The organism is Bacillus sp. SIMBA_074 (genome assembly GCF_046534555.1).
Taxonomy (GTDB): domain Bacteria; phylum Bacillota; class Bacilli; order Bacillales; family Bacillaceae_G; genus Bacillus_A; species Bacillus_A mycoides.
In genome coordinates, this window is record NZ_JAWRYM010000016.1 from 49,245 (window position 1) to 65,190 (window position 15,946).

Annotated in this window: 8 protein-coding genes, 3 pseudogenes and 1 riboswitch; of the genes and pseudogenes, 9 read left to right on the plus strand and 2 right to left on the minus strand. The window is 33.8% G+C overall.

Translation table 11 applies throughout. From position 1 onward, the window contains the following. Window positions 1-145 precede the first annotated feature (145 nt). Window positions 146-487: pseudogene (locus SB773_RS17755) on the plus strand (helix-turn-helix domain-containing protein); the annotation flags it as partial. Window positions 488-976: 489 nt separating this feature from the next. Next, window positions 977-1,062: riboswitch (cyclic di-GMP riboswitch) on the plus strand. A gap of 133 nt (window positions 1,063-1,195) precedes the next feature. Continuing rightward, window positions 1,196-3,592, plus strand: coding sequence for a discoidin domain-containing protein (locus SB773_RS17760; RefSeq protein ID WP_410591190.1), 2,397 nt, complete (start codon window positions 1,196-1,198; stop codon window positions 3,590-3,592). A 67-nt stretch (window positions 3,593-3,659) separates the two neighbouring features. Here SB773_RS17760 and SB773_RS17765 read toward each other — a convergent pair whose 3' ends face one another. Then, window positions 3,660-3,866, minus strand: a complete 207-nt coding sequence (locus SB773_RS17765) for a DUF3955 domain-containing protein (protein WP_131247078.1) — start codon at window positions 3,864-3,866, stop codon at window positions 3,660-3,662. A 650-nt stretch (window positions 3,867-4,516) separates the two neighbouring features. Between SB773_RS17765 and SB773_RS17770 the strand changes: the two genes are divergently transcribed. The 5 genes and pseudogenes from SB773_RS17770 to SB773_RS17790 all read left to right on the plus strand — a co-directional run bounded on the left by SB773_RS17770 (window position 4,517) and on the right by SB773_RS17790 (window position 10,543). After that, a complete protein-coding gene (locus SB773_RS17770) occupies window positions 4,517-6,016 on the plus strand; it encodes a spore germination protein (protein WP_410591192.1) in 1,500 nt (499 codons plus the stop codon). 20 nt (window positions 6,017-6,036) lie between these two features. Further along, window positions 6,037-7,119 carry a GerAB/ArcD/ProY family transporter gene (locus tag SB773_RS17775; protein ID WP_000790080.1) on the plus strand — a complete coding sequence of 361 codons (1,083 nt, stop codon included), beginning with the start codon at window positions 6,037-6,039 and terminating at the stop codon, window positions 7,117-7,119. 2 nt (window positions 7,120-7,121) lie between these two features. Beyond that, window positions 7,122-8,201, plus strand: coding sequence for a Ger(x)C family spore germination protein (locus SB773_RS17780; protein ID WP_215577179.1), 1,080 nt, complete (start codon window positions 7,122-7,124; stop codon window positions 8,199-8,201). Window positions 8,202-8,364: 163 nt separating this feature from the next. Next, a pseudogene (locus tag SB773_RS17785) lies at window positions 8,365-9,009 on the plus strand (IS6 family transposase). A 295-nt stretch (window positions 9,010-9,304) separates the two neighbouring features. Beyond that, on the plus strand, window positions 9,305-10,543 hold the full coding sequence (locus SB773_RS17790; RefSeq protein WP_131247081.1) for a cytochrome P450 family protein: 1,239 nt from the start codon (window positions 9,305-9,307) through the stop codon (window positions 10,541-10,543). Window positions 10,544-10,964: 421 nt separating this feature from the next. On the opposite strand, the gene SB773_RS17795 is transcribed toward SB773_RS17790, so the two are convergent. Next, window positions 10,965-11,651, minus strand: coding sequence for an IS6 family transposase (locus SB773_RS17795; protein WP_149238155.1), 687 nt, complete (start codon window positions 11,649-11,651; stop codon window positions 10,965-10,967). 65 nt (window positions 11,652-11,716) lie between these two features. On the opposite strand from SB773_RS17795, the pseudogene SB773_RS17800 reads away from it, so the two are divergent. Both SB773_RS17800 and SB773_RS17805 read left to right on the plus strand, forming a co-directional pair. Next, window positions 11,717-12,100, plus strand: a pseudogene (locus SB773_RS17800) (IS4 family transposase); the annotation flags it as partial. A 1,309-nt stretch (window positions 12,101-13,409) separates the two neighbouring features. Next, complete coding sequence (locus tag SB773_RS17805) at window positions 13,410-15,848, plus strand: M60 family metallopeptidase (protein WP_410591196.1); 2,439 nt, start codon at window positions 13,410-13,412, stop codon at window positions 15,846-15,848. Window positions 15,849-15,946 lie beyond the last annotated feature (98 nt).

Consider the following 15,946-nt stretch of genomic DNA (forward strand, 5'->3'; position numbering starts at 1 on the left):
GATTTGAAAAAGTCGTACCGTTTTGAAAAAAGATGTACCATTTAAAAGAAAGTTATACCGTTGGCAAAAAAATACACCGCTTTATTCTTTTTCAAAATTAAAGGATTCTATGTGAGTTTTAATCAAACTTTATTTCAAAACTACAGTTGATTACATAAAAAATAAAAAAGCTAACTTAAACTCATTAAAAGATACATGGTTGGATTTATCTGAAGAACATCCATATAGTCATTTCTTGATGACAGTAATGGGTGAAGTAAATCAATTGGAGCGTGATTTAATTCGCATGCGTCAGCGTGAAGGAATTGATCTTGCAAAAAAGGAAGGGAAGTACTAAGGACGAGTTAAAAAATATCATGAAAAGCATGCTGGAATGAATTATGTACTTAAGCTTTATGAAGAAGGGAATATGACAGTGAAACAGATTTGTGAAATTACCAATGTTTCAAGATCAGCTTTATATAGGAAACTACAAGACAGCGTATAAGAAAAAACACCCGCCGAAATTGGAGAATTTTTCAGATGTAGTGGGTTATTCTTTGAATCGTTTCTGTACTCCTTTAATTCACGAAAATAATGTCGAATTTATGCGAATTTTGTTGTTTTATGTTATTTTTAGTGATAAAATCTTAATTATAGAGAGAGTGGACACAAACCCCTTTGGGTTTAATTTTCCGAAAATTTAGAATTATTATTTTTTTGTGTTTGTACACTTTCCATCTCTACTCTTTCGTTTTTCTACCCTACGGAAAAAAACGAATTATTATGATTCAAGTCGTTTTTTTTCGTGAAAGTTCTATTTATCATTTTAGATGTAACACGATGAACCGTAACGATAATAACTAGTGGTAAAAAACTATAGAAGAATTTTTTCCTTAATTAAGGATTACCACATTATTAAATGAAATTTGATTTAATAAGTTTCAAAATATATAAATATATTTTGAATTTTGTTATGATTCCATCCGATAATGAAATTCGATAAAGGCAAAATTAGTGAAAGCTAATGGCGCAAAGCTATAGGGACTAAGGTGCATTGCACTATGTCAGCCAGTTGCCGAAAGGTTAGGAAACTACCAAATTTTATTCATGTTGGCTGTTTAATTCCTCATGCCTTTAGGTGTGGGGAATTATTTTATATAAAGGAAGATAATGCAGCAGTCAAAGGTCAAAAACAAAACAAGGGGGACTTATTTTGAAAAAGATTTCATCTTTATTATTAACTATGCCAATTATTTTAGGGAGTGTTGCTACGATTCCGTATACAAAAGTTTCAGCTGCAACGGTGCCATCCAATCAAGAAACATTCAATCTAGAAACATTGAACCAAAAGACAGATCAGGCAATTGCAAATGGTAATTTTGAGGGTCATTTGAGTTATCTCACAGTGTATCTGAATGTGAAAATTGGAAATATCACTGAAGCGGGTTTACAAAATAAGCTTGCAGACCCAGGATTTGCAGCAGCTTTGGCTCAGTGGCAATTGATCTCACAAACAGGTGCTGCAGCAATGAATACATTCGCTAAAAAAGATGCTGAGCATCAGAAATTTCTTAGCTGGACTATGAAAAATACAGATGTGATGAATACATACCTTGAAGGTGGCAGCCCCACAGGAAACAATCCTGTAAATGCACTTGAGATATGGAATACAATATGGAATGCGGATGCAGATTCTCACCAAGGGTTGTATTTAAAATTAGCTATAGCTACATCGTTAGCTCATGCTGAACCTATAAAATATTGGACAAACAATAAACCTATTAATCCGTTAACGAGGTATCAACATTATAAATCAGCAGATCAAAATAATGAGTTACTTCCTTGCTTTAGAACATATGATGTTTGGCATTTAAGATTAGTAGTGAATACTTGGTCACCTGAAGAAGATTTAACTTGGGCAAGAAATATGATTAATACGGAACATCCAGATCTTAAAAGCCAAGATAAGATAGGGAAAAGTGCATATTTAATTAAATATGAAGAACATAACAAAGATGGAGTTAGCATTCACGCTGGAAATGATGCATTCTACGGTTTAGGTTGGAATCTTTCCTCCATTTACAGATTTGGCGGGGTATGCGGTAATATTTCGAAGTTTGGTACGCAAGTAAGTCAAGCCTTTGGTGTGGCAGCGATGCCTGTTGGACAACCTGGACATTGCGCACTCATATGGAATGACAACCCATCTTCTTGGCATTTAGGAAATGATATATCCGGATGGGGTGAATCAAATCGTCATGATGTCACTGTTATTCCTTGGTCAGATAATAGCCCGAAAAATCAAGTACCGTACATGTTACTATTTGAAGATGCTGCACGTGATTCAGTAAAACTAGATCAATCAGAGCGATTACGCTGGTTAGCGAAAGCGATATCTTCACCAGCTAAGAAAAGTGCAATTTACAAAACAGCTACTAAAATGCTACCAATTAATGTTTTAGTATGGAAAGATTACGTTTCTTTCATGTTACAAAATCCAAATGTAACAGATGCTGAGTGGCAAGAATTAAATAACAGTATAGTTACTGCTTTTGCTAATGAACCGAGACCGATGATGGATCTTCTTACTCAAATAAAAAGCCGTGTTCTGAATACAGATGATAGAGCAAAGCTTCAGCAATATACTTTAAATATATTAAATGCATTCTCCACAATAACAAATGTCAATCAAAAACAAGTAGCTAATAATATAAAATCCCAAATGCCAAGTTTAGGGTTGCACCTTGCTACTTTTAGTTTTGATGGAGCAAATGCAGGGAAATTAATGGGAATTAAGACCGATACGGAATACAGTATTGATGGGGGAAAAACGTATAAAGCTGCTACAAGCAATGATATGCTTCTTAGCAATGAAGAAATCTCAGCAATCAATTCAACAGATGGTATTTTAACAAGAGTGATTGGAACAGAGCAGCCTTTATTAATTCCAGTTGGAAAAGCTGGTAAAGTTAATGTTTATGCAAATGATGATGAGAACTCAGTTTTTGGTCTAGACGGTACGATGGAATTCAGCATCGATCAAGGTTCACATTGGACAAAATATAATCCAGCTGCTCCTAATTTACCGAATTTAACAGGAAATGTTACGTTAACAGTTAGAAAATTTGCTACTGGTTTAAATCCAGCAGGCGATGCTGTTAACTTAAAGTTTACTGATACTTCTGTAGCAGGATTAATACCGCGCCAAAACTTATCAATTGCAGGTATCTCAAGTCAGCAAGATTCAGATGGTAATGCTGCTACAAATACAATTGATGGAAACCCTGCAACAATGTGGCATACGTTTTGGAATGGAAGCGATAAGGCTCCATACATCACGCTAAAGCTTAATGAAGTTACTAATATATCACAATTAGCTTATGTTCCAAGACAAGGTGGCAATCCTAATGGTAACATAACTAGTTATAATATATACACAAGTATGGATGGAGTTAACTTTACAAAAGTTGCAACTGGAACGTGGGAAGATAATAATCTTACAAAGAATGCAAGTTTCAGTAAAGTAAATGCTCAGTATATAAAGCTTGAAGTTGTATCAGGACACGGTGGATTTGCTTCAGCTTCAGAAATAAAGTTATATAAAAACTAATTGAAAGATGAATGGGGACTGTAGCAAAAGTATTTTATATGTTTGCTACAGTCTTTTTTTTATGTGCTCAAAACAATGATTTATTAACTTTTTTAATTTTACTTACAAAAAGACTAATTATACCGATAGCTAAAAATGAATAACCCATTGGTAGTAAATAGAATGGTTCCACAAGAGTACCATCCGATGCAACTTTAGATCCGATAGTATTATAACTAACTACACATCCTATACTTAGGATAAATGGTATTAAAGTTAAAATATATTTTTTCATTTTAAAACCTCCGTATGTAAGGATTGTTTGATACAAAATAAGTGATTTATAGGTTAGTAATGGAGCTACTCCTTTATAAATTATTTAATTATAAAGGATAAAATACCAGCAATTATGCATGTAATTCCGCCTAATAACTGTCCTATTCCAGTGAGTTTGTCTAAAAATGATTCATATGTTTTCGTACTATATATACCCCATAATACTAAGACTACTCCAAAAAGTATAAATGCTAGTTTTACAATCATCGTATGGTTACCTCTGTATAATATATTTTTTATGTATTTCTTATATTTTTATTATCACATTGAAATAATAGTTAAACTATCTAATATCCTTACATAAAGGTGACAGTTTTGTAAGACTTTATAAGTAAAAATAGGGTATCACCACATCGCCATCAAGCTAAGATTTTGAAGTACCCCCTAAATTAAAAAAAATTCTCTCCAGGTCTCTATATGTAAAAAAACTTTGCTACAGAACCTTTTTTCCTTTGTATACATTTTCCCAATCGATTTGGGTTAAGTTATTTCTAGAGGGAATGTAGCAATTTCAATGAGTATATTTTTGTATTACACTTATCGGATTTTTGAATATGAATTTTTGAAATGTATTATATAGTTTATTTCTGAAGGGAAGGGGATTATCAATTGAAACAACATGAAAAAATCCCTAGTTATCCTATGAAATCTTTGAAAGACCTTATTCAATTGTTAAAGAAATCTAAAGATTTCAATGAATTTAAAATCCATTCAGATAAATCACCTATAGTGGTCTCATATTTTCGGACATTAATTGATGTAAATATGTTACAAGAAGATGTTTTACCGTACATAAAAGAAAAACCTTTCGATTCACTACAAGATATTCAAGCTGTTTTACCAATCGGAATTTCAAAAATAACAAAACAAATAGCAGACATCCAGAATGATATTTTAAACGGGTATATACTAATTCAAATGGATAGAGATGTGTCAAGCGGATTGTTAATCAATATATCCAAAAAAGAGGGCAGGGATATTACAACAGCCGAAATTGAATATAATATTGTAGGCCCACAAATCGCATTTGTTGAAGATTTAGATACAAATTTGAATTTGCTGCGCAGAAAGCTTCCAACACCGTTTCTTCAAGTAGAAGAATTGAGAGTAGGAGATTTATCTAATACCTCTGTGGCCGTTGTATTTATTGAAGGAATCGCAAACAATCAAAATGTACAGGAAATCATAAAACGGGTAAGTAATATTAAAACAGACCACATTCTTGATAGTACTTATTTAACCCAACTGCTTGTTGATAATCCAAGTTCTATTTTTCCACACTTCCTTAATACAGAACGTCCAGATCGTGTAGCTGCTGTTTTGGCTGAAGGAAAGATTGCACTATTTGTAGATGGCTCACCTTTTGCTATTACACTCCCTACGACATTGATTGAATTTTTTACTTCAACAGAAGACTATACGATGCCTTGGGTTTTAGCTTCTTTCTTTCGGTTGTTAAGAATTTTTGCTTTTATATTTTCCGTTTTAACTACGCCCTTATATGTTGCGATATTAACATATCATTACGAGCTTATTCCGAAAGAACTTCTTGAAACATTGGTGATTTCTAGAAGTAAGATACCTTTCCCTCCGGTAATCGAAGCATTTTTTTTAGAAATAACTATTGAATTACTGAGAGAAGCAGGGACACGCTTACCAACTAAAGTGGGATTAACCGTAGGTATAGTAGGTGGTATTGTAATTGGACAAGCATCAGTAGAAGCCAGTCTCACAAGTACCGTGCTTATCATTATTGTTGCTCTTTCAGCACTAACATCATTTACAACTCCAATTTATAAAATTGGTATTACAATTCGAGTAATCCGCTTTCCCTTTATAGTAGCAGCACAACTACTAGGGTTACTAGGGATTGTTATAGCAAGCTCTTTTCTTCTAACGCATTTATTACGTACAAAATCGTTACAACGTCCTTATTTATTCCCGTTTTATCCAACAAGACTGACAGATTGGAAAGACAGTATTATTCGTATGCCAATCTCATCAATGTTTCAGCGACCTTTGTTTTCAAGAACCAAACAGCGCATTCGGTTTAATCCTGAAAACGAAAAGAAAAATAAAATTTCATCACGAAATGACTTTGATGATTGAACAAAACATGGAGGAGCGTCATGAAAAACATTCCAATTGAGTATAAAGTCTCCCCATTTGTTGTGTTTTTTTTAATTTGTACTATGCAAATGGGAGTCGGCATGCTCGGTTTCGAAAGAATTAGTGCAAAGTTAGTAGGAAACGATGCATGGATTAGTACTCTGTTTTTTGGCTTGTCTGTTAACGTCATAATTTGGATTATATATCAAATTTTGAATCGAGGTAATAGTGACATCATCACAATCCAAAAGAATGTCTTTGGAAAATGGATTGGTGGAGTATTCAACCTCATTTTTTTAGTATATCTGTTAATGTTGGGTGCAACAACATTACACACCTATATTGAGGTAGTACATGTTTGGATGTTTCCTTCTATGTCAACGTGGTTTCTTTCAGGGGTTTTTTTGATTTTATGTTACTACATTGTAACAGGAGGATTCCGTGTAGTTGCAGGTATTGGTTTCTTTGGAATTGTCATTCCAAGTATACTGTTTTTTACATTTTTCTATCCTTTGCAATATGCAGATTTTCGAAATCTATTTCCAATGTGGCAGCATTCAGTTCAAGAAATTATTAAGGGAATGAAAGGAACTATGTTCAGCTATCTAGGATTTGAAATGTTATTGATGTATTATCCCTTTATTAAAAATGCGCGAACCTCTCAGAGATATGCGCACTACGGGAATTTAGTAACCACTGTCACATACACGTACCTTATGATTTTATCACTCACATTTTTTAGTGAAAAACAACTTTCCAGTGCTATATGGGCATATTTGAGTATGACCAAAATCATCCAACTTCCTTTTATAGAGCGATTTGAGTACATTATAATCTCTGTCTGGGCATTTTTTATATTACCAAATATATCCATGACATTATGGGGAGTAAGCCGTGGCATAAAAGAGACATTGAGGATAAAACAAAAATATGTTTTGCCGTTTCTTATCCTATTTATCTTCATTTTAACATTTTTCTTAAATAATCGTAATCAAATAAATGTATTAAACACTTGGGTAGGCCAAGCTGGCTTTATTTACATATATATGTACCTTCCTATATTGTGGATTATCCAAACCATTCAAATAAAATTAAGGAGATAAAGATGAAACAGTGGTTATTTTTTCTCATATTAAGTGTCCTCTTAGCAGGGTGTGCTAAAACCAAAATTGTAGATGACATAGGTTTAGTTCAAGTCGTTGCATATGATATAGAGGATGAGAATAAACTACAGGGAACATTTGCGGTTTCGGCATATAAAGATAGTGGAGAAGGCCAAACAAAAATTTATTCAGCGTCAGGGAAAACTAGTAAAGAAGTACTTGCAAGAGCATCTGAAAAATCCTCTGGTCCTCTAGAATTAGGTCAATTACGCATGATTATATTTGATAAAAAATTAGCTAAAAAGGGGATGAAAGAAATTTTAGAAACCGCAAACAGAATTCCAAATATAGGGAATTCTGTTTATTTAGCGATTACAAATGAAAAAGGAGAATCACTTTTAAAAGGAACTTACTCTAAAGAAAAAGGAGTTTCTACCTATTTATCTTCCTTAATTGAGCAAAATATTAAGAATGGAGTACAGCCAAAAACAAATCTTTATTTATTTTTAAATCAACTTTATGATGATGCGAGAGATTCATATTTGCCTCTAATTTCCAAAAAAGAAAATTCACTAGAGGTAAATGGTGTGGTTTTATTCAAAAGGTATAGGATGGTTGATACGCTCTCATCTAAAGATTTGTTTATATTCAAGGTGTTGACCGATAAATTTCAACATGGAACGTACCAATTCCACCTTCCTGGTTTTTCTGATAATTATGCCACAATAGAAAATATTAGAGCAGGAACAAAATATAAAATGAAGGGAAATAGCTGGAATCCATTCATAGATGCACATATTCAAGTGACAGGTGAAATTCAAGAAATTACAAAAACAAAAAGCTTGGATAATGCCAAAGAAATACGAAAGCTGGAAAAAATAATGGAAAATGAAATAGAACAAAAGGCAACTAAATTAATAAAAAGATTTATCAATAAGGGTACAGATCCTATAGGTCTTAGAAAATTTGGTAGGACTCAAACAAGAAAGTGGAACGATAAAGAGTGGGAAAACTCCTATAAGCATTTACGTTTTCATGTAACTGCGGATGTGAAAATTACCCAATCTGGTGTGACGGAATAAAAAAGTCAATCAGATAAGGTATGAAAGCTGTTAATAAATGAAACCAGGTGTTATGGGATGAACAGAGGAAAGCATCTTATGAAAAGGTGAAATACTTGGGTTCTGTTGCAAAGTTTTCTAAACCACGTTACATTTTAGAAAATATGAGTAAGAGCACGATAAGATGAGATATTTTAAAGGAAAACAGTTTAAGAAAGATATCATTTTAATTTCCGTTGGCTATTATTGTCGTTTTTCTTTAAGCTATCGAGATATATCTGAAATCTAGAGAAATCGTGGAATATCAGTTCATCCAACTACTATCATGCGTTGGGTTCATGAATATGGAAACCGGATCTATCAGATTTGGAAGAAGAAAAACAAAAATGTACCATTAGCGTGGAAATTAGATGAGACCTATATAAAGGTGAAAGGAAAATGGTGTTATTTATATCGTGCCATTGAATCTGAAGGAAACACGATTGACTTTTATTTGAGTAAATCTAGAAATCATAAGGCTGCAAAGCGATTCTTCAAGAAAGCTTTGCGGTCTTTTCATGTCTCAAAACCTTGTATCATCATGGTTGATAAGAACCCTGCTTATCCAATCGCTATCGAACAGTTGAAGAAAGAAAAAAGGGTACCAATAGGCATCCAAATCCGAAGGATAAAATATTTAAATAACATAGTAGAACAAGATCATCGTTTTATTAAAAAACGTATACACTCTATGTTGGGATTTAAATCATACAAAACATCAGCCTCTATATTGAGTGGTGTAGAAGCAATGCATATGGTCAAAAAAGAACAAATTGATTTACGGGATTAGTCTGTCTAAAATCAGAATTTTTTCATCAACCAGCTGTTTGGATTAACTACTTAACGGGTGATTCCATTAGGAATCCTTAATTCTTTTTTATTTAACATCTTTTTGCACCAGAACTAAACTTTATTACATATTAATCATAATAAAAGAATTATGTATCTAAGGATTATTGTTTTTATTTCACCAAGTAAAGTAATATTTTATCGGAATATTCTCACTTTTATTAAATTTACATGGGTTATAATGTAAATTAGGTGCTGCAGTTACCCAAAGATCTATAAAGATGGAGGTTATATGAATGGTTTCAAAAAACGAGCTAAATCTCAAGCTATTATTAGAAACACAATTATCTTCTCCTATATTTAAACAGGAAGCATATGATATTTATGAAGAATTACGCGCATTTCATCCTGTTTACCCTTTATCTTCGGGGGAACAGAGTCAAAGTTGGCTTATTACGAGATATGAGGATGCAATCTCTTTATTAAAAGATGCAAAATTAATGAAAAATATTGAAAACGTATTCAGTAACAAAGAAGAAGTAGACGTTCCTTTCTCATTAGAGAATAGAGAACTCTTAAGAAATCATATGCTGAATTCAGATCCCCCTGATCATAGCCGTCTACGATCACTTGCTCAAAAGGCATTTACTCCTCAGATGATTTTACAACTTGAAGGCCGAATTCAACATATTGCTGATACTTTATTAAGTAAAGTGGAACATAATCAATCTATAAACCTTGTAAGTGATTATGCTTTCCCCTTACCAATTATGGTAATTAGTGAAATGTTAGGTATTCCTCTTGAAGATCAACATAAATTTAGAGTTTGGTCACAAGCAATTATTGATACTCCACATACGTTAGAAGACATGCAAAAAAACAATCAAAAATTAGGGGAATTTGCCGAATATATACAGCATTTAGTTCATAAAAAAAGAACAAATCCCGCTGATGATTTAATAAGTGCACTCATAAAGGCAGAAAGTGAAGAAACGAAATTAAATTCATCAGAATTATATTCAACAATTACGTTGCTTATCGTTGCCGGACATGAAACAACTGTAAATTTAATTACAAATATGACTTTAGCATTGCTGGAACACCCAATTCAATTACAAAAACTACGTCAAAGCCCTGATTTAATCAATTTAGCAATAGAAGAGGCATTACGATTTTATAGCCCTGTTGAGTTAACTACTTTACGTTGGACAGCAGAACCATTCACATTGCACGGTCAAAATATTCAACCAAAAGATAGGGTTATTATTTCATTAGCATCTGCTAATCGCGATAAAATAATGTTCCCGAATGCTGATGTATTTGATATTACAAGAAAAAACAATCGTCACATCGCTTTCGGTCATGGTAGTCACTTTTGTCTTGGTGCACCACTCGCTCGTTTAGAAGCAAAAATTGCAATTTCTACATTATTACTCCGTATGCCAACTATGCAACTACAAGGCGATAAAGAGCAAGTGAGATGGAAAGAAAACTACTTAATGAGGTCATTAGAAGAATTGCCTCTGAAGTTTTAACTAATATAGCTATCAATAAAAAGGGAGTTTCTTTTCAAAAAGAAGACTCCCTCTTCATGAATGTTTTAATGCTATTGGAATTTTAATAGCGGAAAGAGATTTTTTATTTTACTGGATTTCCATTTTTCTGTTGAATAGATAGAGTGAAGAGGAGAATTAAAGGGAACTTTAAATTGAAGGGGGGAAAACAGTATACCATCACTTTAATCTATTTTCTGAAACCAATGTAGATATGGAAAAAGTAGGACGTGAGCTGGAAGATTTAATTACTAGCAGTAATTTCATGAAAGAAGAATGGTTTGAAAATATAACTGTTACTACTACGTAAAATGTAGCATTCTTACAGCCAGATATATACTTATATTGGTTCTGTTGCAAAATTTATTAAAGAATAGGGTAATCCAGCAAAAGGCTCTATATTTTACGCGATTGTTACTAAATTTCGTAATTCATCATACGTCGAAAAACCGAAATCTGGGTTCAGATTTCGGTTTTGTTTATATAAAGCGTGAACGGTTTCAATGCCTTTCAAGGTTCGTGAAGCATGACGAAGGTTTTGAAATCCTGCGGATTTGGCAAAACGTCTCGTGACATGCCTATGGTCCTGTTCGATAAGGTTGTTCAAATGTTTCACTGTACAATGAGTTGTATTTAAATAAAAACCTTGCTTTTGTAATTTATTCAATGCGCAAAGTAATGCCTGCGCTTTGTCTGTTGTGAGAACTGTTGGTTCTCCAAACGTTTTCACCAGTCTTTTCATAAAGGCATAGGCAGCCTGATAATCCCGTTTTTTACGAAGGTGAATATCCAATGTGTGCCCATCTGTATCTATTGCACGATATAAATAACACCATTTCCCTTTGACTTTTATATAGGTTTCATCTAGCTTCCAAGATAATTGGACGTTTTTATTTTTATTTTTCCAAATTTGATAGATCAGGTTTCCGTATTCATGAACCCAGCGCATGATGGTTGTTGGGTGAACTGAAATTCCACGTTCTATTAAAATTTCAGAGACATCACGATAGCTTAAAGAAAAACGACAGTAGTAGCCTACGGCTACCAAAATAATATCTTTCTTGAACTGTTTCCCTTTAAAATATCGCATTTGTGATTCTCCTTACTCTTTTTTCTAGAGTGTAGTCTCATTTAGAAAACTTTGCAACAGAACCATTTAAAACATGGAAATCTCTTTTTGGTATCAATCGTTGTCACAATATTAAGCGGGAGAGTCTAGAATGTCATCTTTATGGACAATTAATCGCTATTTTTCTTTGTTCTTCCACTATGTTCAAAATGAGACAACTGTTACTACAGAAAAAGCAAAAAGAATTAAGTGAATATAAAGCTATTTACATGATTCAAGATCATCTGTATTTAGCGTACGAAGCTCTACAAAAAGGTAACCAAGAAATAACAAAAGTTTTTCTCTATCTTTTTAATCTTTTACAAAAAAACGGACAGAAATCTCACAGGTATGAGAAGAAGACAGTCTTTGATATTCTGGGCATTGTATATGAGTATAGTGGTTTGAGAAGACAAAATAAAGCTGCATAGTTTTTTAAAATAATGCCTATCTAGGTTTATTTGGCATGCACATTTTTAAGATGTACCACTGCTTTAAGAGTATTTTAGTCCTGATGAACGAAATCTCATTTTGTTGCTGTTCTTAAGCTGATGGGCATGACTTCTTTCCCCTACTTTTTTCTTGTTATATAAAAACTATATAGTAAACATGAAATTGAAAAAGTTAGATGGAACATCCTTTTAGAGGCTGAATTTCCCTTCAACTAATTCCTACATAATATAAGTAAAAAAGAGATAAGAACACTATTATTAGTGCAGTATCTCTTTTCGAATATGTATTGCATATCCTATTTGACACTCCCACCCCTAAAGGGGCCAGCTGACTAACGTCAGTGGGATTCTCGCTACCAAAGGCGAAGTCCATTTCTGGTATCGCTGACGTGCAAGATTGCGGTGTGCCATCACCACTCCCACAACAGACCATATAGGTTCGTGGGCTACGGTACTGTGACCATACCGTACAGATTGTTGGTTCTCAAATATTTTTACGTCTTTTGCATGACGACTTAATACATTTTACGGAGTAGAAGAATTTGCTACCCCAACCTCATATGTATTCTGTTTTCAGAGAACAGTCGTTTTAGAGTCTTTTGCATGACTATGAATAAAATATACCATGTTTTGCTACGCAAAAACGATACTTTCATCCCACGTCTAAAGACGGACTAAAGTCCTGCGTGGGCTTTCCCGTATCGTAAATTCTGTAAAATTACCACATATTTTACTGGGACTTACAGATTGCTCTTCAACAAAAATTATACCTCATTTTTTGTGAAAATAGACTCCATCTTTTCGGCGTACAACGAATTACAGAATTTATTAACGTTTTCATAAAATTGGACCTCAATTTTCTCATATCTTTATGTGTTACAAAACTTTGCAACAGAACCTCATTTTTCGCTTTACTGATTTCAAACTTTTTTAGTTGATAGATGTGAGACTACTATTTTAGTAAGGTGACAAAAAATGTCGAAAAATAGCTGAAATTGTCTAATTTCGATTGCTATACGACCTGTTCGATGTTAAGTTCGTAGTAATAAGAAAAAAAGGAAATGGGTTCGTTCCATTCCCATATCCTACCTTTCATAATTATTTAGTATGAACACGGATGGAGATTTCTTTCTTCGGGTATGTTTTATATTTATCAAACTATAGGAAGATTTACGAGCACTTATTTCTTAATTTTCAAAAAATTAAACCGACAGGAAATCGAAGTCAATTACATTCATTCAGCGAAAGGACTTTAATGGAACGAATTGAAAAGGAAAGGATGATTTATATGCAGAAAAGGAATAACTTTATGTTCCAAAAACCGATGAAAGTACTTGCGACATCTGCTATTTTGACAACTACATTATTTTCACCTATCATGACAAATGGCTTGACTGTTCATGCTGAAACAATTGCTGCACAGACTACAAACCAATATGAACAGAGGGAGTTTGAACTTCCGGGTACAGGAAGTTTTAGTAGTGAAGCAAAAAGAGAAAGAAGAAGTGAGCAAAAAACATATATGCCAACAGGAATCTATGTAAAACCGAATGAACAAATTACGATTGAAGTATCGGGAACGCAAAAGGTTAGAGCGATTATTGGGACGCATCAATATGATAAACAATGGGGAAAAGAAGTTAATCTTTCTCCTGGTTCTAATACCATCTCCTCTCCAAACGGTGGTTTATTAGGATTTGATAACTCTCAAGATACAGGAACAGTTAAGGTGAAAGTAACACAAGGCGGAAGCCCTGTTCCATTCTTTGAACTAGGGAAGCATACGAAAGAAGACTGGATTACGATGATGAAAATGTATCCAGATGCACATGCGGTACAATTGAAATCGGAAAAAGCAGTACTTACTGTTACTCGTGATAGTGCCCAGAAATATATTGTGGATCAAGATCCTGTTCCTCTACTAGAAAAATATGATGAAATGATTCGAGCACAAGATAAGATATCAGGGTTATCTGAAACAGACCCGAATCCTTTACATCGTTCGACTCGCCGCATTTGGGCTTTTGTAGAAAATCCTAACAAACCAGATTGGGGCATGTATGCCTCTCTTGATGGAGCCGTATTTACTACTGCTGGTAACGCAATCGAAAGTGCTTTAGATGTAAATAAATTTGGATGGGGACAAATGCATGAGGCGGGACATGCAAGGCAACAATCCCCATGGACGTGGAGCGATTTTAGAGGTATGGGGGAAGTAACTGTTAATCTATATTCTTTAGCTGCACAAAAGCGATTATTCCCAGATCAGCCAACACGTTTAGAAAAAAATAAGGATTACGAAAAAGCCTTTACATACTTAAAACAAACAGATAAAGACTATAAAAATATTGATGACTTATTTGTGAAACTTGTAATGATTTGGCAACTTCAATTAGCATATGGTGAAGATTTTTATCCAAATCTTCATAAACTATATCGAGAGTTACCAGAGGATCTACTTCCAAAAACGGATGAAGAGAAAATACAAGCATTTATTTACAATACATCAAAAGTAGCGAAACAAAATTCACTTCCATTTTTTGATCAATGGGGGCTGAAAGCATCACAAGAAACGAGACAAAGAATAGAAGCTTTGAACTATCCGATATTAACTGCACCTATTTGGCAGGCCACTGATTCTAAACCTGTAATTGTAGAAAAAAACGGAGAAACTCCAGATATGGAACCGAAATTAACAGTACCTGTTGGAGCAACAATGAATGTAAGTGATCAATTCGACCCAATGTCAGGAGTGTCTGCTACTGATAAAGAAGACGGCGACATTACTGATAAAGTAACAGTTGACGGTAAAGTAGATACATCTAAACCAGGTACTTACGAGTTAACTTATACAGCTAAAGACTCTAAAGGTCATAAAGTAACTGCAAAACAAACAGTAACGGTTAAAGAGAAAGAAGAAACAAAAGATGAAGCGCCAGTACTAAAAGTACCTTCAGAAACGACAATTACTGAAGGAGATAAATTCTATCCAATGAAAGATGTAAGTGCTACGGATAAAGAAGATGGTGATATTACGTCGGAAATAAAATATGAAGGTAATGTAGATACAAATACACCTGGCACTTACACGATTACATACACAGTTAAAGATTCTGCAGGTCATTTGGCAACTCAAACACAAACTGTAACAGTTAAAGAAAAAGAAAAACCTGTTGAAGATCAAGAGCCTGGGTTAACTGTACCTGCTGAAGTGAATATGAATGTAGGAGACAAATTCGATCCAATGTCTGGGGTTAAAGCTATTGATAAAGAAGATGGCGATATTACTGATAAAGTAATACAATTTGCTGAAGTAGATACATCTAAAACTGGTACTTACGAAGTAAAATTCCTTGTTCGTGACTCCGGTGGTAATGAGGTAACTACAATACAAAAAGTGGTTGTGAAAGATAAAGACAATGGTACTGGTTCTGATAACGGAAGTAATGGTTCAGGCAACAATAACGATTCTGATAATGGTAATAACAATACCAATAACGGTAATAGCCCTGATAATGGCAGTACTAGTACTAACAACAGCAATGGCTCTGATACTGGTAACAGTAATATCTCAATCAATAGTACTTCTGATAAAAAAGAAGATACATATAAAGAGCTTCCAAAAACGGGTGCAAGCACAAATAACAGTGCAGCATTGGGCATATTGATGGTTCTTGCAGGTATGGTAATTACTTTTGGTCGCAAATTTAAAAAGGTACTAAAATAATTGTGACTCAGTGCAGTGAATAAAAAGACATCTTCAAATAATGAAGATGTCTTTTTATCAATTTCAGGTGGGAAAGGAATCTTGGTAAGTATGAGCTA

Bases quoted from the DNA above. Each gene is read 5' to 3' on its own strand.
- SB773_RS17790 (WP_131247081.1), top strand. From the start codon at position 9,305: ATGGTTTCAAAAAACGAGCTAAATCTCAAGCTATTATTAGAAACACAA.
- SB773_RS17775 (WP_000790080.1), top strand. From the start codon at position 6,037: ATGAAAAACATTCCAATTGAGTATAAAGTCTCCCCATTTGTTGTGTTT.
- SB773_RS17780 (WP_215577179.1), top strand. From the start codon at position 7,122: ATGAAACAGTGGTTATTTTTTCTCATATTAAGTGTCCTCTTAGCAGGG.
- SB773_RS17805 (WP_410591196.1), top strand. From the start codon at position 13,410: ATGCAGAAAAGGAATAACTTTATGTTCCAAAAACCGATGAAAGTACTT.
- SB773_RS17765 (WP_131247078.1), bottom strand. From the start codon at position 3,866: ATGAAAAAATATATTTTAACTTTAATACCATTTATCCTAAGTATAGGA.
- SB773_RS17795 (WP_149238155.1), bottom strand. From the start codon at position 11,651: ATGCGATATTTTAAAGGGAAACAGTTCAAGAAAGATATTATTTTGGTA.